Below are 23,948 nucleotides of genomic sequence, written 5' to 3' on the forward strand. Positions count from 1 at the left end.
ATAGAGATATTCCTCAAAATCAGAGCGTTGCGCGCCTTGTGACAGTTCGGGGGTCGCTGTAGGGTCCGCCGCGCTATCCGGCCCAACCGGCCCGGCCAGACCCCGCAACGGGCTGTCGGGCGCCGATAACAAGGATGGCTTCCCGGCAGCGGCTTCGCCCGGCGCCGCAGCCTCTTACGGATTCAGGGAGAGACACCGAATGGCGAAGATCAACAAGGTCATGGTTGGCGAGGCTCTCGTCGGCGATGGCAACGAGGTCGCCCACATCGACCTGATCATCGGACCGCGCAACTCGCCGGCCGAGACGGCTTTCTGCAACGGCCTGACCAACAACAAGCACGGCTTCACCAGCCTGCTCGCGGTGATCGCGCCGAACCTGCCGTGCAAGCCGAACACGCTGATGTTCAACAAGGTCACGATCAACGACGCCCGCCAGGCGGTGCAGATGTTCGGACCGGCCCAGCACGGCGTGGCGAAGGCGGTGCAGGATTGCGTCGCCGAAGGCATCATCCCGGCGGACGAGGCCGACGACCTGTACGTGCTGGTCGGCGTGTTCATCCACTGGGAAGCGGCTGACGACGCCAAGATCCAGCAGTACAACTACGAGGCCACCAAGCTCTCGATCCAGCGCGCCGTCAGCGGCGAGCCGAAGGCCTCCGTCGTCACCGAGCAGCGCAACACGGCCAAGCACCCCTTCGCCGCCAACGCTTAGATCGGGGACGGCCCTGGGCAGAGCGCACCTCCGCCCGCACCGCGGGGTCTGCTCCAGCGGCTGGCTTCGATCTTCCTAGGCCGTTAGGGCGTGAGGCCGGACACCGGGCTCCGGTCGTCCGCCAAGCGACGGTTCCAGGAAAAATAAGGTCGCGCCGTCGTCCCTCGGGACGGCGGCGCGGTCCGGGCGGTGCTCCGCCCGGGGCGTTTCAGGGTTGGGCCGAAGGCCCCGACGGAACACGACTCAACGGGGCGGCGCGAGCCGTCCCGTTTTTCGTGTTGGCGCCCTTTGTTGCCGGGTGCCTAGGGCGACCCCATGTCTGGGCTTCCCGACCGCGCGAGCCCCGCGCCCAACCTGGTTTCCCCGATGCCGAAGCCCCTCATCGTCGACATCCCGCATGACCTCGGACAGGCCGAGGCCAAGCGCCGCCTCACCGAGGGGACCGAGCAGGCCCGCGCCCTGCTGCAGAAGAGCGGCATCACCATCGACCAGCTGGGCTGGACCGGCGACCGGCTCGATTTCGGCGTCTCGGCGGTGGCCCAGAAGGTCGCCGGCACCATCGATGTTGGCCCCGAGAGCGTGCGCCTCGAAGTGAAGCTGCCGTTCCTGCTGGCCCTGTTCGCGGAGAAGATCCAGAAGGTCGCGAGCAAGGAAGGCACGCTCCTCCTCACCAAGAAATAGGCGGAACATCCCGCCTCCACGGGCCGTTCGACTGCCGAAAACTCGTGGAGGAATGCCCAATGGCGAATCCCGGCTCCGTTCCGGAAGTGCCCCAGCCCGCCCCGACGCCCGCGCCCGATACGCCCTACGATCCGCCGCAGGTGCCGGCCCCCGGCCCCTCGCCGGAGATCCCCGGCAACACGCCGGCCGAGGCGCCGGGCATCCAGCCGCCGGAGATTCCGGTGAACGACCCCGGCAGCCAGCCGATCAGCCCGCCCGGCCCCGCCAACCCGACGGCGTGACGCCCCCGTCATTGCGAGCGAAGCGAAGCAATCCAGGGATCCGCCACCTCCGGAAACGTCCCGCTGCCCTGGATTGCTTCGCGATGCTCGCAATGACGAGAGGTGTTTGAAGACGCGCCCCAGCGCTGCCATAAGCGCCGCATGGCCGCCCCCCCGCTTCTCACCCTCCAGGATGCCGCGCTGACCTTCGGCGGCACGCCGCTGATCAGCCGCGCCGATCTCACCATCGCGCCGGGCGACCGGACCTGTCTCGTCGGCCGCAACGGCTCCGGCAAGTCGACGCTGATGAAGATCGCCGCCGGGCTGGCGGAGCCGGACAAGGGCCGCCTCTTCGTGCAGCCCGGCACGACGATCCGCTACCTCGCGCAGGAGCCGGATTTCTCAGGCTTCGCCAACACCCTAGACTTCGTGGAAGCCGGCCTCGCGCCGGGCGATTCGGTGCATCGCGCCCGCTACCTCCTCGAAAGCCTCGGCATGACGGGGGAGGAGGATCCGACCAAGCTCTCCGGCGGCGAGGGCCGCCGCGTGGCGCTCGCCCGTGCCCTCGCGCCCGAGCCCGACGTGCTGCTCCTTGATGAGCCGACGAACCATCTTGACCTGCCGGCCATCGAATGGCTCGAAGCCGAGTTGAAGGGCATCCGCGCCGCCCTCGTCCTCATCAGCCACGACCGGCGCTTCCTCTCTTCCCTGTCGCGGGCGACGATCTGGCTCGACCGGGGCGAGACCCGCCGCATCGAGCAGGGCTTCTCCGGCTTCGAGGCGTGGCGCGATGCCTTCCTCGAAGAGGAGGAGCGTAACCAGCACAAGCTCGACCGCAAGATCGCCGATGAGGAGCATTGGCTGCGCTACGGCGTCACCGCCCGGCGCAAGCGCAACGTGCGGCGGCTCGGCAACCTCCACGCGCTGCGCAAGGACCGGCGGGAGCATCGCCGCCCGGTCGGCTCGGTGAGCATGCAGGCGGGGGAGGCGGAATCCTCCGGCGCCCTGGTGATGGAGGCGCGCGGCGTCTCGAAATCCTACGGCGAGCGCAAGATCGTCGACAACCTGAGCCTGCGGGTGATGCGCGGCGACCGCCTCGGCATCGTCGGCGCCAACGGCGCGGGCAAGTCGACCCTCATCAAGCTGCTGACCGGCGAGATCGCCCCCGATTCGGGAGAGATCGTGCTCGGCACGAACCTCAAGCCGGTGATCCTCGATCAGGGCCGCGCCGCCCTCGAACCGGGCATGACCGTCACCGACGTGCTGACCGGCGGGCGCGGCGACAGCGTCGTCGTGAACGGCCGCAGCCGGCACGTCATCGGCTACCTGAAGGATTTCCTGTTCGCGCCGGAGCAGGCGCGCACGCCGGTCTCGGTGCTGTCGGGCGGGGAGCGCAACCGGCTGCTCATCGCCAAGGCCCTGGCCCAGCCCTCGAACCTCCTCGTGCTCGATGAGCCGACCAACGATCTCGATCTCGAAACCCTCGACCTGCTGCAGGAGATGCTGGACGATTACGAGGGCACCCTGCTCCTCGTGAGCCACGACCGCGACTTCCTCGACCGCGTGGTGGGCAGCGTCCTCGTCTCGGAGGGGGAGGGGCGCTGGGTCGAATATGCCGGCGGCTATACGGACATGCTCACCCAGCGCGGCAAGGGCGTCGAGGCCCGCGCGGCGGCGGGCAAGAAACCCGAGGGCAAGGCGGAGAAGGCCGAGCCTCGGGAGCGCGCCGCCCCGCCTCCCGGCAAGCCGAAGCTCGGCTTCAAGGACCAGCACGAACTGAAGACCCTGCCGGAGCGCATCGCCAAGCTCGAAGCGGGCATCGTGCAGCTCAAGACGATCCTCGCGGATGCCGGCCTCTATGCCCGCGACCCCGCGCGGTTCGAGAAGGCAAGCACCATGCTGGCCCAGGCCGAGACGGACCTCGCCGCCGCCGAGGACCGCTGGCTCGAACTGGAAATGCTGCGCGAGGGCTGAGACCGTCGCGCCGCCTTCATACTGCCGGAATGGCCTTGTGCTATGGCGGGGCTTCCCAACCGTCGGACCCGATCCGTGCCGCAGACCGAGACGTCCGCCCGAGCCCTGCGCCGCGCCGGCTGGCTCGCCGGCCTGCTGCCGCTGGCCGGGCTCTGGGCCGGCCTCGCCGTCTGGGCCGCACCGGGGATCGCCGCGCGGATCACCGCCGAGGGCGAGGGCATCGCGGCGACCACCTTCACCAGCGGCGAGCCGTGGCTGCGCATCGCCGCGCGCGGGCGGGATCTGGTGGCGCAGGGCGAGGCGCCCGACGAGGCCGGGCGGGCCATCGTCCTCGCCCGCCTCGCCGCCCTCGCCGGCCCTCGCCGGATCGTCTCGGAGATCGGCCTCGTGGAAACCGCCGCGCCCTTCCAATGGGCCGCGACCTGGACCGGCGGCACGGGCGTGACCCTCGAAGGCAGTCGCCCGGTCGAGATCGGCCGCAAGGCCCTCGAAGTGGAGGTGACGGGAGCCATCGGCGCGGGCACGCCCCTGCGCGATTCCGCCCGCGCGGCGCGGGGCGCGCCCCCCGACTTCTCCGCCGCCGCCGCCTTCCTCGCCGCGCGCCTGCCGAGCCTCGCCCCCGGCGGCAAGGCCATGCTGACCGACACGGTGCTCAGCCTCTCCGGCGAGGCGGTGGACCTCGCCGCCTACGATGCCCTGCGAAACGCGCTCTCGCGCCCGCCGGACGGGTTCAGCCTCGGCAAGGTCGAGATCCTGCCGCCGCGCATCACCGATTACCGCCTCGCCCTCACCCGCACCGGAACGGGGGCGACGCTCACCGGCTACGTCCCCTCCGAGGCCGCGCGCCAGATGGCCCTCGCCATGGCTCGCACCCTCACCGAGGGCGGCCCGGTGGAGGACAGGCTCCAGGCCGCGCGTGGCCTGCCGGGCTCGGTCGATCCGCGGGGCCTCATCGACTTCATGGGCCAGCTCGCGGGGCTGATCCAGGCCGGCGAGGTCACGTATGCGGGCGGCGCGGTCTCGGTGAAGGGCGATGCCATCGATCCGCAGGCGATCCCCGAGGCGCAGGCGCTGGTGAAGGAGGGCCGCCCCGCCGGCATCGCCGAAGGCACGGTGACGCTCGCCGCCAAGCCCCTGTCGCCCTACCGGGTGAGCCTGCGCCGCACGCCGGAGGCGCTGACGGTGAGCGGCCACCTGCCCGACGAGGAGACCCGCCGCCGGGTGCTCGCCGCCCTGCGCCAGCGTGCGTTCCGCGAAAAGGTGATCGACCGCACCCGCCTCGCCGAGGGCGCCCCGGCCGGGCTCGCGAGCGCCCTCGACGGCGCGGCCGCCCTGCTTTCCACCCTCGCCACGGGCGAGGCGGCCCTCACCGACCGCAGCGTCTCCCTCACCGGCGAAAGCCTCTATCCCGAGGCCGCCGACCGCGCGCCGGAGAAGGTCGCCGCCCTGCTGCCCCCCGGATGGACCGGAGAAGTCGCCGTCTCCGCGAAGGAGCCGGACACAAGGCGCGACGGGGAATCCTGCCGCCAGGGCGTCGCCGCCGCGACCGCCACGGCGGATTGGCGCTTCGCGGTGGGCAGCACGGCGCTGACGCCCGCTTTCTATCCGGGCCTCGATGCCCTCGCCGCCCTCGCCAAGACCTGCCCGGACCTGCGCGTGGCGGTCTCCGGCCCTGCCGACCCGCCCGGCGCCAAGCCGCCGCCCACGGAGGAGCCGAAGAAGCCGGCAAAGGACGCCGAGAAGAAGCCGGCCGAGAAGAAGCCCACCGAGAAGCCCGGCAAGGCCAAGGCCGAGAAGGCGCCGGAGCCCACCCCCGAGGCCAAGCCGCCGGAGGAGGAAGCCTCCGGCCTCGCCCGGCAGCGGGCGCAGGCCTTGGTGGAATACCTCCTCCAGGCGGGGATGCGGCCGGGGCAGGTCTCGGCGGGTCCCGACAGGGCCGCCGGCCCCGCGACGGTGGCGCTGGCGCCGTGACCCTGCTTCTCACCGCCTTCTGGCCCGGCCTCGCCGGTGCGATCCTGCTCGGCTGCGCCGTGGGTTTCCTGTCCGGTTGGCCCGAAAGCCGGGCGATCCCCTGGGGTCTCTCCGGCCTCGCCCTCGTGCTGATGCTGCTCGCCGCCGCCCAGGCGGTGCCGGGCCTGCCCGGCCTCTGGCTCGAAGGGGCGGCGCTGATGCTGCCCCTCTATCTCGCGGGCTGCGCGCTCGGCGCCATGGGGAACCGAACGACCGGCGCGGGACGTTGATCGGCCAGCAGGGCATCCGCCCGCCGCCGCTTCATGCCGGAGACCGAGCTTGCGCCGATTCCCGTTGACGATCGCCCTTTTCGCCGGCCTTCTCGCCGCCGGGCCCGCCGCCGCCCAATCCGCCGCCAGCGCCATCGACCAGCCCACCGCCGGGACGCTGCCAGCTGGCACCTCCACGGTGAAGGGCGGCGCCGCCGAGCAACCGACCGGCCGCGTCGCGCCGCCCAGCGCCCTGAAGCCGTCGACGGAGGTCATGGCCGAGGACAAGGGCAAGACCCAGCGCGTGGACCCGCTCGATCACCTGCCGGACTCCATGCGCCGGAACAAATGACGGTCTAGGATCGCGACTTGACGCGAACGGGGAGGGGCTCATGGGCATGCTGGAATCGGTGATCGGCGGCGTTCTCGGGCAGGTCTTCGGCGGCCGGCAGGGCGGGATGTCGCCGGTGGTGAAGGCGCTGCTGATGCTGCTCCTCGCCAAGGGCGCCAGCGGCGGCTTCGGCGACATCTTCGGCCAGGGACGCCAGGGCGAGCCCGGCCCGGAGGCCGACCGCACTGGCACCCGCCCGCCGCAGCCGATGCCGCGCGACGAGCCCGGCGATATAGGCGGGTTCGACCAATATGGCGGTCGTCGCGATACCGGCCCCTCCACGGACGGACCGGCGGACGAATCGCTGCCCGGCAGCGGCTTCGATGACCTGTCGGGGATGCTCGGCGGCGGCGGTGGCGGAAGTCAGGCCCGCCCCGATCCCGAGGAGATCGGCGGTCTCGGACCCCTGGTGGACCGTTTCCGCAATGCGGGGCTCGGCGACGTGATCGGTTCGTGGATCGGCCACGGCGCCAACCATGCCATCGACCCGGACCAGCTCGCCCATGCGCTCGGCAGCGACACCGTCGCGACGCTGGAGCGCGAGACCGGGATGGATCGCTCGGCGCTGCTCAGCGAGCTGTCGCAGGCGCTGCCGGAGGTGGTGCATCGGCTGACGCCCGAGGGGCGGGTGCCCTAAGACCCCTGCCTTCTCCTGGGACCAAATGCCCTCCACCCCCTTGACCGCCGGGTCCGCCGGCGGCCTATTGGCGGGTGGGGCGGTACGCGCCGCCCTGGGGTTGGGAAGCCCCTAACAGAGAGGCTTGGTGCCCGCCGCTTGGGCACCATCTTCCTTGACCATGCGGTCGGGGAGCCTGCGACGTATGTCCAGGCGCTCCGGTGCTAAAGGTCGTAGGAGCCGTCTCTGTTCGGTTTTCCCACTCCCCGACTATGGGTGGTCCAGGGCTCGTCAGCGGGGGCGTACCGCGGACACGGGCCTTCCGGGAGTTGAGGATGTCCGACTTCGCCGACACCAAGCAGCGACTGGCGCTGCTCCGCGCCACCGTCGAGGCCCTGCCCAACGCATGGCCGCGCGATCCCCTTCACTGCCGCTCACGGGCGATGCTGATGCAGATCGTGACGCTGCTGACGAAGCCGGTCGAGCAGCCCACGCGGGCGGCGTAAGGCACGTCCCCGAACCTTCATGCCGAGAGCCTGACCGGGAAGGTGTGCAATCCCCTCGCCCCGCCTGCGGGGAGAGGGCCGCGACGACCTTGTCGTCGGCGCGGCAAGGCGGCAGCCGGGGGTGAGGGGGGCTGCCGGGTGCGTCTCATTCGGCGAGCCCCCTCACCGCCGCTCCGGCTTCGCCTGCGCTTCCCCCTGACACGACAAGGTGTCAGTGGGCCTCTCCCCGCAGGCGGGGAGAGGGGGCGCCTCCCCGTCAGATATTCAGGATGAGGGACGTGTCGGGGCGTTCTGGAAAGCTCAGACCCGCCGCATCACCAGCGAGGCGTTCGTCCCGCCGAAGCCGAAGGAGTTCGACAGGGCGATGTCCACGCGCTTGCGCTTGGCCTCGTGCGGCACGAGGTCGATCTTCGTCTCGACGCTCGGGTTGTCGAGGTTCAGCGTCGGCGGGATCACGCCGTCGCGGATGGTGAGGACCGAGAAGATCGCCTCCACCGCGCCGGCCGCGCCGAGGAGGTGGCCCACCGCGCTCTTGGTCGAGGACATGGTGGCCTTGGCCGCGCCGTCGCCGAGGAGGCGTTCCACCGCCTTCAGCTCCAGCTCGTCGCCCATGGGCGTCGAGGTGCCGTGGGCGTTGATGTAGTCGATCTCGGCCGGGTCGATCCCCGCCCGCTTCACGGCCGCCGTCATGCAGCGGAAGGCGCCGTCCCCGTCCGGGGAGGGGGAGGTGATGTGGTAGGCATCGCCCGAGAGGCCGTAGCCGACGATCTCGGCGTAGATCTTCGCGCCGCGCGCCTTGGCGTGCTCGTATTCCTCCAGCACCACGATGCCCGCGCCTTCGCCCATCACGAAGCCGTCGCGGTCCTTGTCGTAGGGGCGGGAGGCCTTCTCCGGGGCGTCGTTGAAGCCGGTGGAGAGGGCGCGGCAGGCCGAGAAGCCCGCGATGGAGAGGCGGTTCACCGGCGATTCGGCGCCGCCCGCCACCATCACGTCGGCATCGCCCAGCGCGATGAGGCGGCTCGCGTCGCCGATGGCGTGCGCTCCGGTCGAACAGGCGGTGACCACCGCGTGGTTCGGACCCTTCAGCCCGTGCTTGATCGAGACCTGGCCCGAGGCGAGGTTGATGATGCGGCCGGGAATGAAGAACGGCGAGATGCGGCGCGGCCCCTTATCGTGCAGGGTCACCGAGGCGTCGTAGATGCCGCCGATGCCGCCGATGCCGGAGCCGATCAGCACGCCCGTGGCGCAGCGGTCTTCCTCGTCGGTCGGGTGCCAGTTCGCGTCGGCCAGCGCCTCGTCCGCCGCCGCCACCGCGTAGACGATGAACGGATCGACCTTGCGCTGTTCCTTGGGATCCATGGCGGAATCGGGGTTGAACGAGCCGTCCGACCCGTCGCCGAAGGGGATCTGACAGGCGATCCGGCACGGCAGGTCGGCCGATTCGAAGCCCCGGATCGTCGCGGCCCCGCTATCCCCCGCGATCAGCCGGCTCCAGGTGTGCTCCACCCCGCTGCCCAGCGGCGTGACCATCCCCAGACCCGTGACCACAACCCGCCGCATCGCTTCCGTCCCGTCAGTCCTTCAAAAACGAATAACGGCGCGGGGGCGAAACCGCCTCATCCGCGCCGCGTGAAAACTCGCGTCAGCCCCTCAGGCGGCCGAGTTCTTCTCCAGGAACTTCACCGCGTCCCCGACCGTCTGGATGGTCTCGGCGGCGTCGTCCGGGATTTCGACGTTGAACTCTTCCTCGAAGGCCATGACCAGCTCGACGGTGTCGAGGCTGTCGGCACCGAGGTCGTCGATGAAGTTGGCGCTCTCGACCACCTTCTCGGGCTCCACGCCCAGGTGTTCGACAACGATCTTCTTCACGCGCTCAGCGATATCGCTCATCGGTCTTGCGTCCTCGTCCTTGCTGGTCTCTGTTCGCGTTTTCTTGTGGGCCGTGGCTCACCTTGCCTGAGGGCACTGGAGAGCCGGTGTCCGATCGCGCGTGTTTCGAGGTGAACCGGGTTAGCCCCGATGCAGGGGCTTTGGACTGAAAACCCGCTTAACCGTCAACCCCCTGTACGGCTGAACCGGGTGGTAGCACAGGGTTCCGGCGCTGGCGAGAGGCCGTTCACAAACCGTTCAGAGGTGTGGTTTTCCAGTGCCTTGACCCCGTTTCCGGTCAGATCATCGCCATGCCGCCGTTCACGTGCAAAGTCTGGCCGGTGACATAGCCCGCCTCCGCAGAAGCCAGATAAAGCGCCGCCGCCGCCACTTCCGCGCCCTCGCCGAGGCGCCCCGCCGGCACGCGGGTGAGGATGCCCTCGCGCTGCTTCTCGTTGAGCGCGTCGGTCATCGGCGAGGAAATGAATCCCGGCGCGATGCAGTTCACGGTGATCCCGCGCGAGGCGACCTCGCCCGCCAGCGCCTTGGTGAGGCCCACGAGGCCGGCCTTCGCGGCGGCGTAGTTGCCCTGGCCGGGATTGCCGGTGGTGCCGACCACCGAGCCGATGCCGATGATCCGGCCGTAGCGGCGGCGCATCATGCCCTTCACCGCCGCCCGCGACAGGCGGAAGGCGGCGGTGAGGTTCACGGCGATGACCGAATCCCACTCCTCGTCCTTCATCCGCATGAAGAGGTTGTCGCGGGTGATGCCGGCGTTGTTCACCAGGATGTCCAGCGGGCCGATGGCCGCCTCGGCAGAGGGCACCAGCGCCTCGACGGAGGCGGTGTCGGCGAGGTTCGCAGGCACGATCGCGGTGCGCTCCCCGAGTTCCGCCGCCAGGGCCTCCAGCGCCTCGGCGCGGGTGCCCGACAGGGCGACCGTGGCGCCCGCCGCGTGCAGGCCGCGGGCGATGGCGCCGCCGAGGCCGCCGGTCGCGCCGGTGACGAGGGCCTTCCGGCCGGTCAGATCGAACATGGGTCGGGTTCCGTTCGTGATCAGAGCGCGAAGGCGGCGACGTCGGCCGGGGTGCCGACCGAAACGGCCTGCGCGCCGGGGGCGATGCGCTTGACGAGGCCGGCGAGGACCTTGCCCGCGCCGAGTTCGACGAAGCGGTCCACGCCGGATTCGGCCATGGCGGCGATGCTCTCGCGCCAGCGGACGGTGCCGGTGACCTGCTCCACCAGGGCGGCGCGGATCTCGTCCGGCCCGCCGACCGGCGCGGCGGTGACGTTGGCGTAGAGCGGCACGCGCGGGGCATTCAGCTCCACCGCCGCGAGCGCCTGCGACATCCGCATGGCGGCGGGCGCCATCAGGCGGCAATGGAACGGCGCGGAGACGTTGAGCATCACCGCGCGCTTGATTCCCTTCGAGGGGGCGAGGGCGACCGCCCGCTCGACGGCGGCGCGGCTGCCGGAGAGCACCACCTGCCCGCCGCCATTGTCGTTGGCGACATCGCAGACCTCGCCCAGCGCCGCTTCCTCGGCCAGGGCGTGGGCGGCGGCGAGATCGGTGCCGATCAGCGCTGCCATGGCCCCGGCGCCGGGGGGCATCGCCGCCTGCATCGCCTCGCCCCGGATGCGGAGAAGGCGCGCGGCGTCGGTGATGGAGAGCGAGCCGGCGGCGGCGAGCGCCGCGTATTCGCCGAGCGAATGGCCGGCGACGCAGGCCACGTCCCGCGTCAGGTCCAGGCCCTTCTCGGCTTCCAGCACGCGCAGCGCCGCGAGGCTCGCGGCCATCAGGGCCGGCTGGGCGTTGGCGGTGAGCGTCAGCTCGTCGGCCGGACCCTCGGCCATCAGGTGCGAGAGCTTCTGGTTCAGGGCGTCGTCGACCTCGTCGAGCACGGCCCGCGCCTGCGGGAATTCCGCCGCCAGATCCTTGGCCATGCCCACGGCCTGGCTGCCCTGGCCCGGAAAGATGAGTGCGCGCATTCCAGCCGCGACGCCCAGCGCCGCCCCCTCCGGGGTGCCCCTCCCGGCGCGGCGGAGACCCCTCGTTAACGAAGGCGGCGCAGTCGCACCCGTTGCGGCGCGTTGTCAACAACGCGGCGCACAATCGTGGCCCTTACGGAAGAGGCTGCCAAGCGCCCGCGCCCGTGGCACAGAGCGGGCATGATCGTCCGCCCACGCCCCACGCTCATCACCGTCCTGTTCGCCCTGCGCGGCTCGATCCTGCCGCAGGTGGCGCCGACGGTGATCGGGATCACCGCCTTCTCGGTGGTCGTCGTCGCCGCCGAGCAGCGCTGGCCCTGGGCCTTCCCCGTCACCGCCGGGGTCGGGCCGTTCACGCTGATCGGCCTCGCCCTGTCGATCTTCCTCAGCTTCCGCAACAACGCCTGCTACGACCGCTGGTGGGAGGCGCGGAAGGTCTGGGGCGCGCTCATCGTCGAGACGCGGGGGCTGGCCCGCACCATCCCCGCTTTGCTGCCGGGGGAGGCGCACGCCGCCCTGCGCCGGGCGAGCCTCCTGCGGGTGATCGCCTTCACCAGCGCCCTCCATGCCTCGCTCCGCGACGGGGACGAGGCGCAGGCCGCCGCCGCATGGCTGAGCGAGGACGAGGCCGCCGCCCTGCGCGACCGGCCGAGCCCCGTGGACGCCACCCTCCGGCCGCTCCTCGGCGACCTCGCGGCGGCGATGCGGGCGGGGGCGATCACCGACGTGCTGTTCGGCCTGCTCGAACGGAAGGTCTCGGACCTCTGCGCGATCCAGACCGCCTGCGAGCGCATCCGCCACACGCCCGTGCCCTTCGCCTACACGCTCCTCGTCTACCGGACGGCGTGGCTCTACTGCCTGTTCCTGCCGGTGGGGCTGTCCGGCTCGCTGGGCTGGGCGACGCCCTTCGCCGTGGCGCTGGTCGCCTACACATTCTTCGGTCTCGATGCCCTCGGCGACGAACTGGAGGAGCCGTTCGGCACGGCGCCCAACGACCTGCCCCTCGACGCGATGCTCCGCACCGTCGAACGCACAATCCTCGACGCCCTGGGCGACCCGCTGCCGCCGCCGATGGCGGCCGACCGTTACTGGTTGCGCTGACCGGCGGTCTTGCTCCCCGTCCCGGATCGTGCTGCACCGTTCGGCAAAAATCCGGGAGGAGAGGCCATGTCGTTGTTCGCGCAATTGCAGCGTCGCGCGCAGGAGAAGCGGCCCGTCCGCGTGGGGCTGATCGGGGCCGGCAAGTTCGGCTCGATGTATCTCTCGCAGGCGCCGCGCACCCTCGGCATCCACCTCGTCGCGGTGGCCGACCTCTCGCCGCCACGCGCCATGGACTCCCTGCGCCGCGTCGGCTGGGCCGACGAGCGCTTCGGCGCCGCGACCCTCGAACAGGCGTCCCGCGAGGGCACGACCTGCGTGACCGACGACGCGGACGGGATGATCGCCAGCCCGTTCATCGACATCGTCATCGACGCCACCGGCAGCCCGGCGGCGGGCATCCACCACGTCCTCAAGGCCTGCGAGCACCGCAAGCACGTGGTGATGGTCAATGTCGAGGCGGACGTGCTCGCCGGCCCCTACCTCGCGCGGAAGGCCGCCGAGGCGGGCATCCTCTACAGCATGGCCTCCGGCGACCAGCCCGCGCTCATCGCCGAACTGGTCGATTGGGCGCGCACCATCGGGCTCGATGTCGTCTGCGCCGGCAAGGGCACGAAGTACCTGCCGGTCTACCACGCCTCCACCCCCGATACGGTGTGGGGCCATTACGGCTTCACCGAGGAGCAGGTGGCCGGCGGCGATTTCAACCGCCAGATGTTCAACTCATTTCTCGACGGCACCAAGTCGGCGCTGGAGATGGCGGCGGTGGCCAATGCCTGCGGCCTCACGCCCCCGCGCGACGGCCTCGCCTTCCCGGCCTGCGGCGTGGATGACCTGCCGACCCTGCTGCGGCCGATCTCCGACGGCGGCATCCTCGCCGAGACAGGGACGGTGGAGGTGGTCTCGTCCCTGGAGCGGGACGGGCGCCCGGTGTTCCGCGACCTGCGCTGGGGCGTCTACGCGGTGTTCGAGGCGCCGAGCCGCTACGTCGCGGAGTGCTTCGCGCAATACGGCCTGAAGACCGACAGCACCGGCCGCTACGCCGCCACCTACAAGCCCTATCACCTGATCGGGCTGGAACTCGGCATCTCGGTCGCCTCCATCGCGATCCGGGGCGAGGCGACGGGGGCCACCACCGCGTGGCGCGGCGACGTCGCCGCCACCGCCAAGCGCGCCCTGAAGGCCGGGGAGAGGCTCGACGGCGAGGGCGGCTTTACCGTCTACGGCAAGCTGATGCCCGCCGCCGACGCCCTGGCGCAGGACGCACTGCCGATCGGCCTCGCCCACAACATGGTGCTGCGGAACGACGTCCCGGCGGGGCGCCCCGTGCGCTGGAGCGACGTGAGCTTCGACGAGGGCCAGGAGGCGATCCGAGTCCGCCGGGACATGGAGGCCCTGTTCCGCGCCGAACTCGGCGTGGTCTGAGCGCTATTGCTGCCAGCGGTAGATATCGAAGATGCTGCGCTTCGATTGGAACCAGCGGCGCCCGGTCTTGGGATCGTGCCCGTTGGCCCGGAACGACTTGGCGATGCGCCGCACGAGGCGGTTTGCCAGCGAAACGCTGTCGATGTCGTAGGCGATCAGTTCGGGTGGCCGCGTGGTTTCGGCCTTCCGCTCGCGAATGAAGATCGAATGGGGCATGGGCTTCACCGGTATCGTCTTGCCGATGCCTGACAACGATCAACTTTTGCTTGCGTTCATCGCTGGTTGAACTGAGGTTAATGCCTAAAATTGCAGTATCATGTTCGCCGGCAAGATGTCTGCCTGTCGAGCGCACGAGTTTGATTGCGGCACTGCACGCAAATTCTGAATAATCTTCGGCTTCCGGCGAGAGCGGTTTCGGTTCGCTTCGTATCGTCTTTGCGAGCGCAGCGAAGCAATCCAGGGCCAGCGGGCCGTTTCCGAACGTGGCGCATCCCTGTATTGCTTCGCTGCGCTCGCAAAGACGGTGGCGGAGGGCTTTTCGCCCCACATCCCGAGAACGATGATCGCCCTCGCCGGACATCTGCAGCAGCCTGCTGGGCTCGCTGCGACGATGACGGGCAGGGGGCGGTCCTGAAACGAGAAAGGCGACCCGAAGGCCGCCTGTCACTCGCGCCTCTCGGGCGGATCGATGGTCGGAGTGGCGGGATTCGAACCCACGACCCCTAGTCCCCCAGACTAGTGCGCTAACCGGGCTGCGCTACACTCCGACGCCCCGAAGGGTCCGCGGCTCTTAGCGTCTTCGCGCCCGGCAAGGCAAGCCCTGAAACGCACGCAACCGCGCATCCGCCACAACCGAAGGGCGGGATCGCGTCCCGGCGCTGGTCCCGCGGAGCCGGGGCGGCTAGGCAGGGGCACTCCATCGCGATGCGAGGCCAAGCCCTGTCCGACACGATCCAGCGCCCCACCGCCTTCGACCTCACCCGCCTCGTCACACGGCTGCGGCATGCGAGTCCGTCGGGAATCGACCGGGTCGATCTCGCCTATGCGCATGAATTTCTCGATGGCAGGGAGAACAGCGTCGGCGTGGTCTCCACGGCGCTCGGCCCCCGCGTGCTCCCGCGCGAGGAGGCGCGGTCCATCGTGGCGGCGGTGGAGGCCGGGTGGGTCGAGGATCGCCCGGCAGAGGAGGATCCGGCCTATCGCCGGCTCGCCGGGCGCCTCGGGGCGCCCCTCGGCGGCGAGGCGCGTGAGCCGGCGACGAAGCCGGCCGCCTCCGCGCGGGACAGGCGGCTGATCCAGGCCCGCACCGTGGCGCGGATCCTCGCCCGGTCGCGGCCCATCGCGGCCCTGCCGCGCGACAGCCTCTATCTCCACACCTCGCATCTGCGCCTCGACAGGCCCGGCCGGTTCGACTGGCTGTACGACCGCCGGGATGTGCGCGCGGCCTTCTTCGTCCACGACGTCATCCCGATCAGCCATCCCGAATACGGCCGCGACGGCGAAGCCGCCCGGCACGAGATCCGGATGCGGACGGTGGGGCGGCACGCGGCGGCGATCCTCGTCAATTCCGAGGATACCGGGCGGCGCACCCTGGCCCTCCTCGATGCATGGCGCGTCCCGCGCCCGCCCGTCGCGGTGGGGCATCTCGGCGTCGAGCGGGCCTTCGGAATCGACGGGTCGCGCCTCATCCCGGACCGCCCGACCTTCCTCGCCTGCGGCACCATCGAATCGCGCAAGAATCACCTGCTGCTGTTCCAGCTCTGGCGGGTCCTGGCCGAGAAGCACGGGGCGGCGACGCCCCGGCTCGTCGTCGTCGGGCGACGGGGCTGGGAGGCCGAGAGCGCCATCGACATGCTGGAGCGCTGCCCCGGCGTGAAGGCGCACGTCATCGAGGCGTCGGGCCTGTCCACCCACGGCCTCGCGGCGCTGATGCGCTCCTGCACCGCCCTGCTGATGCCCTCCTTCACCGAGGGCTACGGGATTCCCGTGGTCGAGGCCGCCGCCTCGGGTTTGCCGGTCGTCGCCTCCGACATCCCGGCGCACCGGGAGATTGCGGAGGGACTGGCCCTGTTCCACGATCCCCTCGACGGACCCGGCTGGCTCGCATCGGTGGAGAGTCTGATGCAGGCGGGTTCGCCCCTCCGGGCGGATCTCGCCGCGCGCCTCGACGGATACCGGCCCCCGGATTGGCCCGGACACTTCGCGGCGGTGGGACCGACCTTGGCCGCTCTGTGACGCCGCGCGAGTTGCGTCACCGGTCGCTGACGAATATGGAAAAGCGTCAGCGTCGTGGATGAGACGCGCCGGAGCGATGTCGGATGAATGTGGTCGACCTCGATCGCGAGACGGTCAAACAAGGTCTCGCGGATGGGTCGATCCTGGTGATCGACGTGCGCGAGGCGCACGAATACGAGGCGGCCCATATTCCCGGCGCCGTCTCTCATCCGCTCTCGGAATTCGACCCCGCCGCCCTCGCCGAACTGGTGGAGAAGGATGGGCGCAGGCCCGTCCTGTCCTGCGCGGCGGGCGTTCGCTCGGTCCAGGCCCTCGCGCTCGCGCAGAGGGCGGGGCTCACGCTCTCCGAGCACTATCGGGGCGGATTCAAGGATTGGTATTCGGCGGGCGAGGATATCGCCTAGAGTTTCCTGTGCGGCTGTGTTGCGAACACCGTCATGTGTGGTCGCGCACAGGCGTTTTGGCCGGTGCGGGAGTAGCGCGCCATTGCCAAGGGACCCCAAAAGAACGATGCGCAGCCGGCTCGCACGCACTCTCCCGCTCCTCGTCGGCTTCGCCGCGGCAGCGACTTCCGCCTTCGCCCAGGCTCCGGGCGGCCCCCCGCCCAAGGTGACGGTGGCCAAGCCCGTGGTCCGCGAGATCGTGGAGAAGGACCAGTATACCGGTCGCTTCGATCCGGTGGAGTATGTCGAGGTCCGCGCCCGCGTCACCGGCTACCTGGAGAAGATCAACTTCATGGACGGCCAGACGGTGAAGAAGGGCGACGTGCTCTTCGTCATCGACCGGCGGCCCTACAAGGCGGCGCTGGAGCAGGCGCAGGCGGCGCTCTCCTCGGCCAAGGCCCGGCAGAACTTCTCCGTCACCGACCTCGAGCGCGCCCAGACGCTCTCGCGCAGCGGCAACATCTCCGAGCAGGTCACCGACCAGCGCCGGCAGGCGTCGCAGACCGCGCAGGCCGATGTCGACAGCGCCCAGGCCGCCCTCGACAACGCGCAGCTCAACTTCAACTTCACCGAGGTGAAGTCGCCCATCGACGGGCGGATCAGCCAACGTCTCGTCACCGAGGGCAACATCGTCATCGCCGACCAGACGATGCTGACGACGATCGTGTCCCTCGACCCGATCTATTTCAGCTTCACCGTCGATGAGAAGTCGTTCCTGAAGTATCAGAGCTCCCTCGGCATCGGCATGGGCCAGACCCAGCGGGGCAAGGGCGTGCCGATCCTGATCGCCCTCTCGGGCGAGGCGAAGCCGACCCGCAAGGGCACCCTCGACTTCGTGGACAACCGGGTCGACACCGCCACCGGCACGGTGCTGCTGCGCGCGACCGTCGAGAACGCCGACAAGTTCATCAAGCCCGGCCTGTTCGGCATCGTCTCGATGCCCGCGACGAAGCCCGCCCAGGGCGTGCTGCTGCCCGACGACGCGGTGGCCGCCAACCAGGACAAGCGGATCGTCTACGTTCTGGGGCCGGACAACGTGATCAAGCAGCAGGACGTGAAGCTCGGGCCGAAGGTCGACGGCTACCGGGTGATCCAGGACGGCCTGAAGGGCGACGAGCAGGTGGTGGTGAACGGCCTGACCCGGGTCCGCCCCGGCGTGAAGGTCAACCCTGAGACCACCGAACTGCCGCCGAGCAAGACCTGAAACGGGACGAGGCGCCGCGAGCCCGCAAGGGCCGCTGCTTCTCCATGAGGTTCGACCGATGCGTTTCGCCCACTTCTTCGTCGACCGGCCGATCTTCGCGTCCGTCACGTCGATCGTCTTCCTGATCCTGGGCTTCGTCGCCTACGAGACGCTGCCGGTCTCGCAATATCCCGAGATCGTCCCGCCGACCGTGACCGTGCGCGCCTCCTATCCGGGCGCCAACGCCGAGACCGTGGCCGCGACCATCGCGACGCCGATCGAGCAGGAGGTCAATGGCGTCGACAACATGCTCTACATGACGTCGTTGTCGACCAACGACGGCAACATGCTGCTGACCGTGACCTTCAAGGTCGGCACCAACCTCGATATCGCCAACGTGCTGGTGCAGAACCGCCTGTCGGTGGCGCAGCCGCGCCTGCCGCCGGACGTGCGCAACCTCGGCGTCACCGTGCGCAAGGCCTCGCCCGACCTGATGTTGGTCGTGCACCTGCTCTCGCCGAACAAGACCTACGACCAGAACTACCTCGCCAACTACATCTACCTGAACATCCGCGACGAGCTGCTGCGCCTCGACGGCGTGGGCGACATCACGATCTTCGGCGGCAACGAGTACGCCGAGCGCATCTGGGTCGATCCGAACAAGCTCGCCGCCTACGGCCTCTCCGTCACCGACGTGACGACGGCCCTTCAGGAGCAGAACGTGCAGGTGGCGGCCGGCGCCCTCAACTCGCCGCCGGCCGCGTCGACGGCCGCGTTCCAGCTCGTCGTGCAATCGCAGGCGCGCTTCAAGACGCCGGAGGAGTTCGCGGACGTCATCATCAAGGCGCAGAACGGGCGCCTCGTGCGGGTGAAGGACATCGCCCGCGTCGAGATGGGCCAGAAGGACTACACGACCAACTCGTTCCTGAACGACACGCCCGCCGTGGGCATCGGCGCCTTCCAGCGGCCGGGCACCAACGCCCTCGACGCCGCCGCGTCGGTCAAGAAGGTGATGGAGCAGGTCAAGAAGAACTTCCCGCCGGACGTCGAGTACCGCATCGCCTACAACCCGACCGAATTCATCGAGGAGTCGATCCAGGAGGTCTACAAGACCCTCTACGAGGCGGTGGGCCTCGTGGTCATCGTGGTGCTGGTCTTCCTCCAGAGCTGGCGCACGGCGCTGATCCCGGTCATCGCCATCCCCGTGTCGCTCATCGGCACCTTCGCGGCCATGGCGGCCTTCGGCTTCTCGCTGAACAACCTCACCCTGTTCGGGCTGGTGCTCGCCATCGGCATCGTGGTGGACGATGCCATCGTCGTGGTGGAGAACGTCGAGCGCAACATGGCCGAGGGCCTGTCGGCGGGAGACGCGGCCCACAAGACCATGGACGAGGTGGGCGGGGCGGTGATCGCCATCGCCCTGGTGCTGGCGGCGGTGTTCATTCCCACCGCCTTCATCCCCGGCATCTCGGGCCAGTTCTACAAGCAGTTCGCCCTGACGATCGCCGCCTCGACGCTGATCTCGGCCTTCAACTCCCTCACCCTCTCGCCCGCCCTGTGTAAGCTTCTCCTCAAGCCGCACCATGAACGGGCCCAGCCGCGCTTCTTCCTCACGCGGTTCGTGAACTGGCTGGCGAACGGCTTCAACCGCGCCTTCGATGCCACTTCGAACGGCTACGGGCGGGTGATTCGGACGCTCACCGGGGGCGTGGTCGGCCTCGGCGTGATGCTGCTGGTCTATGCCGGCGTGATCTGGGGCACGCTCCACCTCGCGCAGACGACGCCCACGGGCTTCATCCCGGACCAGGACCAGGGCTACCTGATCGGCGTCGTGCAGTTGCCCTCGGGCGCCTCCCTCGACCGTACCACCAGCGTGGTGCTGCGGGCGGCGGCGGAGGCGCGCAAGGTCGATGGCGTGACCAACGCGGTGATCATCGCCGGCTTCGACGGCGCGACCTTCACCAACACCACCAACTCGGCGGTGATGTTCCTCACCCTCAAGGGGGCGAAGGAGAGGGCCGAGCACGGCCGCAGCGCGGGCGTCATCACCGGTGACGTGATGAAGGCCACGGCCAACATCGAGGAGGCGCGGATCATCGTCATCCCGCCGCCGCCGGTGCGCGGCCTCGGCCAGGGCGGCGGCTTCAAGATGCAGGTGGAGAGCCGCCAATCCTCCGACATCAACCAGCTGCTCGCCGCGACCGGCGAAATGCTCGCCCAGGCCAACCAGAGCCCGGACGTGACGCGCGTCTTCACCACCTTCGGCAACGACACGCCGCAGCTCTACCTCGACATCGACCGCACCATCACGCGGATGCTGAACGTGCCGCTGGCCAACGTCTTCTCGTCGTTGCAAGCGGATCTCGGCGGCACCTACGTGAACGACTTCAACACGCTGGGCCGCATCTATCAGGTGCGCTTGCAGGGCGACGCGCAGTTCCGCTCCACCGAGCAGGACATCTCGCAGATCAAGGTCCGGTCCTCGACCGGGGCCCTGGTGCCGATGGGCACGCTCGCCAGCGTACGCAACGTGAGCGGCCCGCAGATCGTGCAGCGGTTCAACCTGTACTACTCGGTGCCGGTGCAGGGCGTGGCCAAGCCCGGCGTGTCCACCGGTCAGGCGCTCACCGCCATGGAGGAGATCGCCAAGAAGGCCCTGCCGGACGGCTACGCCTACGACTGGACCGAGATCGCCTACCAGCAGAAGGCGGCGAGCGGCACGGCCGGCTACGTCTTCGCGCTGGGCGTGCTCCTCGTCTTCCTCGTGCTGGCGGCGCAGTACGAATCGTGGGCCCTGCCGCTGGCGATCCTGCTGGTGGTGCCGACGGGCGTGCTCGCGGCGCTCGGCGGCGTGCAGTTCCGGGGGCAGGACAACAACATCCTCACCCAGATCGGCCTGATCGTGCTCATCGGCCTCGCGGCCAAGAACGCCATCCTGATCGTGGAATTCGCCCACGACATCGAGCAGCGCGAGCATCGCGGGCCGGTCGAGGCGGCGGTGGAAGCCTGCCGCCTGCGCCTGCGGCCGATCCTGATGACCGCCTTCGCCTTCATCCTCGGCACCCTGCCGCTGGTGATCGCGACCGGCCCCGGCGCCGAGATGCGCCAGGCGCTCGGCACGGCGGTGTTCTTCGGGATGATCGGCGCGACCTTCTTCGGCCTGTTCCTGACGCCGGTCTTCTACGTGGTGATCCGGCACCTCTCGATCTGGCTCGGCAGCTTCCGGCGCAAGAAGACCGACCATGGCACGGGAGGGGCGACGCCCGCCCACAGCTGATGCGGCTCCTCGGCCGCATCTTCCTCGGCGGTTTCGCCCTGCTCCTCGCGGTCGTCGCGGGGAGCCTCGCCTTGATGCTCGCCCTCCTGCTCGATCCGGGGGCGAATGCGTGGCTGACGCAGGGCGCACTCGCCGGCTTCGATGCCGCCTTCAGTGATCTCGCCGCCGGCCTCCCGCCGGAGGGCTTCCTCCTGTTCGTGGCCGGGCTCGCCAAGGCGCTGTTCGTGCTGCTGTTCGTGCCGCCCGCCCTCGTCGGCTTGACGGGGGAGGCGCTGGGGCGGCGGGGCCTTCTCTGGTACGGCGGCGGCTGCGGCCTGCTCACGGCGGCGCTGCCCTGGCTGGCGCGCGGCTCGCCCCGGCCGGGCGCCCCTGGGCTCGCCGCCGCGGAGGCGCGGCTGACCCTCATCCTGTTCGTCGTCGGCGGTTGCGCCGGGCTGGTCTACTGGCTCGTCGCCGGGCGGAGCGCCGGAAACGCGCCCTTGGAAGCCGGGCAGGGGGCGCGCTAAAGGAGGGCGATGCTTGCGCTGCGCTCCCTCGCCTTCAACATCGGCTTCTACCTCGCAACGACGCTGATCGCCGTGCTCGGCCTTCCGTTCCTGGCGACTCGGCCGGGCGTGCTGCGCGTCGCGCGGCTCTGGGCGCGGGTCACGCTCTGGCTGCTGCGGGTCATCGCCGGCACGGAGGTCGAGTTCCGGGGGCTGGAGAACATCCCCGAAGGGCCGGTCCTGGTCGCGGCCAAGCATCAATCGGCGCTGGAGACCCTGGCGCTCTGCACGGTGTTTCCGCGCTTCGCCTACGTGCTGAAGCGCGAGCTGCTGCTGATCCCCCTGGTTGGCTGGTTCTTCTCGCGCGGCGGCATGGTGGCGATCGACCGGTCCAAGGGAACGCGGGCCATGAGCCTGATGAATTCCGCCGCCGCCGATGCCATCCGCGGCGGCGCACAGCTCATCGTGTTCCCCGAAGGCACCCGCCGGGCGCCGGGAGCGCCGCCCGCCTACAAGCAGGGCATCTCGCACCTCTACACAGCGCTGAACGTGCCCTGCCTGCCCATTGCCCTGAACACCGGCCTGTTCTGGTCGCGCAACAGCCTCGTGCGCCGGCCCGGCAAGGCGATCATCGACATCCTGCCGCCGATCGCCCCCGGCCTGCCCCGCACGGACTTCCAGACCCTGGTGCAGGAGCGAATCGAAGCCGCCTCGAACGCCCTCCTCGGCGGCGGCCTGAAGGACCTTGCCGGCGCCGGCTACGAGGTCTCCTCGAGCGAGTCCCCGGCGGTCGCGCCGCGCCGCTGAGCCCCTGCCGCGAGGCTGTCCCAGCCTTGTGGATAACTCTCCGAGCCACCATCTCTCCGTCATGGCCACAGCGTCCTTGACGTCTGTGGAAAACACGTTCTAATTGAGAACAAATGACGAACAGACGGGCCCTGTCCTGGTCGGCCGCGCTCCGCGACCTGAAGGACGATCGCTTACGGAGACAGGACGTGCGTGAGGAACGCTTGAGAACGGCTCAAGGTCTGCGCGGCTCCCCGGCGCTTGCGCTGTCGGCGTGGCGCGGGCGGTCCGGCCGCCGCTACGTCGTCGGCGTCCACCCGGCGGTGGAGTTCGACCCGGAGAAGATGTCCGATTCGGTGACCATCGCCGTGCGCCGCGATTCGTCGGGCATCGCGCAGATGGTCTCGGTGGCGAGTTCGGGCGAGAGCCCGCGCGAGCATCTGCGCCGGGTCTGGCTCGACCGCGCACGGCACAGCGGCGCGACGGAGCTTCACATCCACCGTCTGGCCGAGGACGAGGGCGAGCGTGGGGCCATCGTGGACGACCTCCGCCCCGAGACGGCCGAGCCCCGTCAGGTCTGATCGGCGGCACCGCGGCCCTTGCGCCGCGGCCTCCCGCCGGGATAGGGCCGCGGGCCGGAGAGACGGCCCGACTGACAAGGCCCTGGGGGGACGCCGCGCATGACGCAGGGGATGGACGGCCGCAACGGGGCCGCGAGCGATGTCGCCCGGACCCGGCGGCGCGGGCGGCTCGGGTTGTTCCTGCCCTACATCCTCCTCGCCCTCCTCGTGGCGGTCTGGTCGGGGGCGTGGTTCTGGATCCGCGGCAAGGTCGAGCACGAGATGGATGCCTGGGTGGCCCGCGAGGCCAATGCCGGGCGGACATGGACCTGCCAGGATCGCAGCCTGACCGGGTATCCCTTCCGCATCGAGCTGCGCTGTACGTCGCTAACGCTCGCCCGCTCCGATGGCAGTTTCCGCCTCGGCCCGACGACATTGGTGGCGCAGATTTACCAGCCTCGTCTCGTGGTGTTCAAGAGCGTGGGGCCGTTCCATGCCGAGCAGGGCGCCCTCACGGGCGACGCCTCGTGGAACGCCCTCCAGGGCAGCTTCCACGGCGCGAGCGACGGCTTCACCCGCCTCTCCCTGGTGGTGGATGGCCCGAAGGTGAGCGTGGCGGGGGCCGAGCCGCAGCCGATCTCCCTGGAAGGGCGGCATCTCGAGCTTCACGCCCGCCCCTCGCCGGCCCGCTACGAGTCGGACGGTGCCGTCGAGGTGAACCTGCAACTCTCCCAAACCGCGATCCCGACTCTCGATGCCCTCACCGGCAGCGCCGCGCCCGTGGACGTCTCCCTCGACACGACGATCACCCACGCGATGGTGATCGGCACCGGGGCGGTGCCACGCGAATTGGAGAAGTGGCGCCAAGCCGGCGGCCTGCTCGAGATCGGTGCCCTGTCCCTCGCCAAGGGTGATCAGCGCATCCAGGCGAGAGGCCAGATCGCGCTCGATGAGACCCACCGCCCGGTTGGCCAGATCGACCTTCGCGCGGCTGGCGTCGATGCGCTGATCGGCAGCGTCGTGGGCCAGCGCTTCGGCTCGGAGAGGGGGGCGCTGGTCGGCCAACTCGTCGGCGGCCTGCTCGGCCTCGGCAAGGGCGCCGCCCGCGCGGAGGAAGCCCCCGCCGGCTCCGGCCCGCCGCTGAAGCCGCTGCCGCCGCTCAAGCTCGTGAACGGGCAGGTGCTGTTCAGCGGGTTTCCGATTCCCAACGTGCGGGTTCCGCCGCTGTATTGAGGATGG

The 23,948-nt window shown here is 70.2% G+C and carries 24 protein-coding genes and 1 tRNA gene; 19 read left to right on the top strand and 6 right to left on the bottom strand.

The window, feature by feature from the left end; translation table 11 throughout:
- Nucleotides 1–199 precede the first annotated feature (199 nt).
- The 9 genes from fae to ACS5Q7_RS20520 all read left to right on the top strand — a co-directional run bounded on the left by fae (nucleotide 200) and on the right by ACS5Q7_RS20520 (nucleotide 7,359).
- A complete protein-coding gene (fae, locus tag ACS5Q7_RS20480) occupies nucleotides 200–712 on the top strand; it encodes a formaldehyde-activating enzyme (RefSeq protein WP_243958899.1) in 513 nt (170 codons plus the stop codon).
- A gap of 366 nt (nucleotides 713–1,078) precedes the next feature.
- Complete coding sequence (locus ACS5Q7_RS20485) at nucleotides 1,079–1,393, top strand: polyhydroxyalkanoic acid system family protein (protein WP_478341095.1); 315 nt, start codon at nucleotides 1,079–1,081, stop codon at nucleotides 1,391–1,393.
- A 59-nt stretch (nucleotides 1,394–1,452) separates the two neighbouring features.
- Complete coding sequence (locus tag ACS5Q7_RS20490) at nucleotides 1,453–1,674, top strand: hypothetical protein (RefSeq protein WP_478341096.1); 222 nt, start codon at nucleotides 1,453–1,455, stop codon at nucleotides 1,672–1,674.
- Between the two features lie 141 nt (nucleotides 1,675–1,815).
- A complete protein-coding gene (locus ACS5Q7_RS20495) occupies nucleotides 1,816–3,627 on the top strand; it encodes an ATP-binding cassette domain-containing protein (RefSeq protein ID WP_478341097.1) in 1,812 nt (603 codons plus the stop codon).
- A gap of 75 nt (nucleotides 3,628–3,702) precedes the next feature.
- Nucleotides 3,703–5,598, top strand: a complete 1,896-nt coding sequence (locus ACS5Q7_RS20500; RefSeq protein WP_478341098.1) for a BON domain-containing protein — start codon at nucleotides 3,703–3,705, stop codon at nucleotides 5,596–5,598.
- Entirely contained in the window at nucleotides 5,595–5,867 is a 273-nt protein-coding gene (locus ACS5Q7_RS20505; protein ID WP_478341099.1) for a hypothetical protein, read from the top strand. The genes ACS5Q7_RS20500 and ACS5Q7_RS20505 overlap by 4 nt, the downstream gene beginning before the upstream one ends.
- A gap of 64 nt (nucleotides 5,868–5,931) precedes the next feature.
- Complete coding sequence (locus ACS5Q7_RS20510) at nucleotides 5,932–6,198, top strand: hypothetical protein (protein WP_478341100.1); 267 nt, start codon at nucleotides 5,932–5,934, stop codon at nucleotides 6,196–6,198.
- 40 nt (nucleotides 6,199–6,238) lie between these two features.
- Nucleotides 6,239–6,874 carry a YidB family protein gene (locus ACS5Q7_RS20515; RefSeq protein ID WP_478341101.1) on the top strand — a complete coding sequence of 212 codons (636 nt, stop codon included), beginning with the start codon at nucleotides 6,239–6,241 and terminating at the stop codon, nucleotides 6,872–6,874.
- A 314-nt stretch (nucleotides 6,875–7,188) separates the two neighbouring features.
- Complete coding sequence (locus ACS5Q7_RS20520; protein ID WP_478341102.1) at nucleotides 7,189–7,359, top strand: hypothetical protein; 171 nt, start codon at nucleotides 7,189–7,191, stop codon at nucleotides 7,357–7,359.
- A 300-nt stretch (nucleotides 7,360–7,659) separates the two neighbouring features.
- Here ACS5Q7_RS20520 and fabF read toward each other — a convergent pair whose 3' ends face one another.
- The 4 genes from fabF to fabD form a co-directional block, all read right to left on the bottom strand.
- Nucleotides 7,660–8,919, bottom strand: coding sequence for a beta-ketoacyl-ACP synthase II (gene fabF, locus ACS5Q7_RS20525; protein WP_478341103.1), 1,260 nt, complete (start codon nucleotides 8,917–8,919; stop codon nucleotides 7,660–7,662).
- Nucleotides 8,920–9,009: 90 nt separating this feature from the next.
- The gene (locus ACS5Q7_RS20530; protein WP_007559070.1) at nucleotides 9,010–9,249 is read right to left on the bottom strand and encodes an acyl carrier protein; all 240 of its coding nucleotides are present in this window, start codon (nucleotides 9,247–9,249) and stop codon (nucleotides 9,010–9,012) included.
- 277 nt (nucleotides 9,250–9,526) lie between these two features.
- Nucleotides 9,527–10,264, bottom strand: coding sequence for a 3-oxoacyl-[acyl-carrier-protein] reductase (gene fabG, locus ACS5Q7_RS20535; RefSeq protein WP_478341104.1), 738 nt, complete (start codon nucleotides 10,262–10,264; stop codon nucleotides 9,527–9,529).
- A 20-nt stretch (nucleotides 10,265–10,284) separates the two neighbouring features.
- Entirely contained in the window at nucleotides 10,285–11,217 is a 933-nt protein-coding gene (gene fabD / locus ACS5Q7_RS20540; protein WP_478341105.1) for an ACP S-malonyltransferase, read from the bottom strand.
- A 180-nt stretch (nucleotides 11,218–11,397) separates the two neighbouring features.
- Between fabD and ACS5Q7_RS20545 the strand changes: the two genes are divergently transcribed.
- Both ACS5Q7_RS20545 and ACS5Q7_RS20550 read left to right on the top strand, forming a co-directional pair.
- A complete protein-coding gene (locus tag ACS5Q7_RS20545) occupies nucleotides 11,398–12,318 on the top strand; it encodes a bestrophin family protein (RefSeq protein WP_478341106.1) in 921 nt (306 codons plus the stop codon).
- Nucleotides 12,319–12,384: 66 nt separating this feature from the next.
- Nucleotides 12,385–13,740: an NAD(P)H-dependent oxidoreductase gene (locus ACS5Q7_RS20550; RefSeq protein ID WP_478341107.1), complete on the top strand. Its 1,356-nt coding sequence runs from the start codon at nucleotides 12,385–12,387 to the stop codon at nucleotides 13,738–13,740.
- A 3-nt stretch (nucleotides 13,741–13,743) separates the two neighbouring features.
- On the opposite strand, the gene ACS5Q7_RS20555 is transcribed toward ACS5Q7_RS20550, so the two are convergent.
- A complete protein-coding gene (locus ACS5Q7_RS20555; protein ID WP_478341108.1) occupies nucleotides 13,744–13,956 on the bottom strand; it encodes a hypothetical protein in 213 nt (70 codons plus the stop codon).
- Nucleotides 13,957–14,429: 473 nt separating this feature from the next.
- Nucleotides 14,430–14,507, bottom strand: a tRNA-Pro gene (locus ACS5Q7_RS20560).
- A 157-nt stretch (nucleotides 14,508–14,664) separates the two neighbouring features.
- On the opposite strand from ACS5Q7_RS20560, the gene ACS5Q7_RS20565 reads away from it, so the two are divergent.
- The 8 genes from ACS5Q7_RS20565 (at nucleotide 14,665) to ACS5Q7_RS20600 (ending at nucleotide 23,942) form a co-directional block, all read left to right on the top strand.
- Nucleotides 14,665–15,975 (top strand): glycosyltransferase family 4 protein, encoded by a 1,311-nt coding sequence (locus ACS5Q7_RS20565; RefSeq protein ID WP_478341109.1) that lies wholly within the window; start codon nucleotides 14,665–14,667, stop codon nucleotides 15,973–15,975.
- 83 nt (nucleotides 15,976–16,058) lie between these two features.
- Complete coding sequence (locus ACS5Q7_RS20570; RefSeq protein WP_478341110.1) at nucleotides 16,059–16,379, top strand: rhodanese-like domain-containing protein; 321 nt, start codon at nucleotides 16,059–16,061, stop codon at nucleotides 16,377–16,379.
- Nucleotides 16,380–16,485: 106 nt separating this feature from the next.
- A complete protein-coding gene (locus tag ACS5Q7_RS20575) occupies nucleotides 16,486–17,622 on the top strand; it encodes an efflux RND transporter periplasmic adaptor subunit (protein ID WP_478341111.1) in 1,137 nt (378 codons plus the stop codon).
- Between the two features lie 58 nt (nucleotides 17,623–17,680).
- The gene (locus ACS5Q7_RS20580; RefSeq protein WP_478341112.1) at nucleotides 17,681–20,878 is read left to right on the top strand and encodes an efflux RND transporter permease subunit; all 3,198 of its coding nucleotides are present in this window, start codon (nucleotides 17,681–17,683) and stop codon (nucleotides 20,876–20,878) included.
- Nucleotides 20,878–21,384, top strand: a complete 507-nt coding sequence (locus ACS5Q7_RS20585; protein WP_478341113.1) for a hypothetical protein — start codon at nucleotides 20,878–20,880, stop codon at nucleotides 21,382–21,384. The genes ACS5Q7_RS20580 and ACS5Q7_RS20585 overlap by 1 nt, the downstream gene beginning before the upstream one ends.
- 9 nt (nucleotides 21,385–21,393) lie before the next feature.
- Nucleotides 21,394–22,170, top strand: a complete 777-nt coding sequence (locus ACS5Q7_RS20590; protein ID WP_478341114.1) for a lysophospholipid acyltransferase family protein — start codon at nucleotides 21,394–21,396, stop codon at nucleotides 22,168–22,170.
- A gap of 113 nt (nucleotides 22,171–22,283) precedes the next feature.
- Complete coding sequence (locus ACS5Q7_RS20595; RefSeq protein WP_478341115.1) at nucleotides 22,284–22,730, top strand: hypothetical protein; 447 nt, start codon at nucleotides 22,284–22,286, stop codon at nucleotides 22,728–22,730.
- A gap of 99 nt (nucleotides 22,731–22,829) precedes the next feature.
- On the top strand, nucleotides 22,830–23,942 hold the full coding sequence (locus ACS5Q7_RS20600) for a DUF2125 domain-containing protein (RefSeq protein ID WP_478341116.1): 1,113 nt from the start codon (nucleotides 22,830–22,832) through the stop codon (nucleotides 23,940–23,942).
- Nucleotides 23,943–23,948: the final 6 nt, after the last annotated feature.

Source organism: Methylobacterium sp. Gmos3, from assembly GCF_056430985.1.

Bases quoted from the DNA above. Each gene is read 5' to 3' on its own strand.
- fae (WP_243958899.1), top strand. From the start codon at position 200: ATGGCGAAGATCAACAAGGTCATGGTTGGCGAGGCTCTCGTCGGCGAT.
- ACS5Q7_RS20485 (WP_478341095.1), top strand. From the start codon at position 1,079: ATGCCGAAGCCCCTCATCGTCGACATCCCGCATGACCTCGGACAGGCC.
- ACS5Q7_RS20490 (WP_478341096.1), top strand. From the start codon at position 1,453: ATGGCGAATCCCGGCTCCGTTCCGGAAGTGCCCCAGCCCGCCCCGACG.
- ACS5Q7_RS20495 (WP_478341097.1), top strand. From the start codon at position 1,816: ATGGCCGCCCCCCCGCTTCTCACCCTCCAGGATGCCGCGCTGACCTTC.
- ACS5Q7_RS20515 (WP_478341101.1), top strand. From the start codon at position 6,239: ATGGGCATGCTGGAATCGGTGATCGGCGGCGTTCTCGGGCAGGTCTTC.
- ACS5Q7_RS20520 (WP_478341102.1), top strand. From the start codon at position 7,189: ATGTCCGACTTCGCCGACACCAAGCAGCGACTGGCGCTGCTCCGCGCC.
- fabF (WP_478341103.1), bottom strand. From the start codon at position 8,919: ATGCGGCGGGTTGTGGTCACGGGTCTGGGGATGGTCACGCCGCTGGGC.
- ACS5Q7_RS20530 (WP_007559070.1), bottom strand. From the start codon at position 9,249: ATGAGCGATATCGCTGAGCGCGTGAAGAAGATCGTTGTCGAACACCTG.
- fabG (WP_478341104.1), bottom strand. From the start codon at position 10,264: ATGTTCGATCTGACCGGCCGGAAGGCCCTCGTCACCGGCGCGACCGGC.
- fabD (WP_478341105.1), bottom strand. From the start codon at position 11,217: ATGCGCGCACTCATCTTTCCGGGCCAGGGCAGCCAGGCCGTGGGCATG.
- ACS5Q7_RS20545 (WP_478341106.1), top strand. From the start codon at position 11,398: ATGATCGTCCGCCCACGCCCCACGCTCATCACCGTCCTGTTCGCCCTG.
- ACS5Q7_RS20550 (WP_478341107.1), top strand. From the start codon at position 12,385: ATGTCGTTGTTCGCGCAATTGCAGCGTCGCGCGCAGGAGAAGCGGCCC.
- ACS5Q7_RS20555 (WP_478341108.1), bottom strand. From the start codon at position 13,956: ATGCCCCATTCGATCTTCATTCGCGAGCGGAAGGCCGAAACCACGCGG.
- ACS5Q7_RS20565 (WP_478341109.1), top strand. From the start codon at position 14,665: ATGCGAGGCCAAGCCCTGTCCGACACGATCCAGCGCCCCACCGCCTTC.
- ACS5Q7_RS20570 (WP_478341110.1), top strand. From the start codon at position 16,059: ATGAATGTGGTCGACCTCGATCGCGAGACGGTCAAACAAGGTCTCGCG.
- ACS5Q7_RS20575 (WP_478341111.1), top strand. From the start codon at position 16,486: ATGCGCAGCCGGCTCGCACGCACTCTCCCGCTCCTCGTCGGCTTCGCC.
- ACS5Q7_RS20580 (WP_478341112.1), top strand. From the start codon at position 17,681: ATGCGTTTCGCCCACTTCTTCGTCGACCGGCCGATCTTCGCGTCCGTC.
- ACS5Q7_RS20585 (WP_478341113.1), top strand. From the start codon at position 20,878: ATGCGGCTCCTCGGCCGCATCTTCCTCGGCGGTTTCGCCCTGCTCCTC.
- ACS5Q7_RS20590 (WP_478341114.1), top strand. From the start codon at position 21,394: ATGCTTGCGCTGCGCTCCCTCGCCTTCAACATCGGCTTCTACCTCGCA.
- ACS5Q7_RS20595 (WP_478341115.1), top strand. From the start codon at position 22,284: ATGACGAACAGACGGGCCCTGTCCTGGTCGGCCGCGCTCCGCGACCTG.
- ACS5Q7_RS20600 (WP_478341116.1), top strand. From the start codon at position 22,830: ATGACGCAGGGGATGGACGGCCGCAACGGGGCCGCGAGCGATGTCGCC.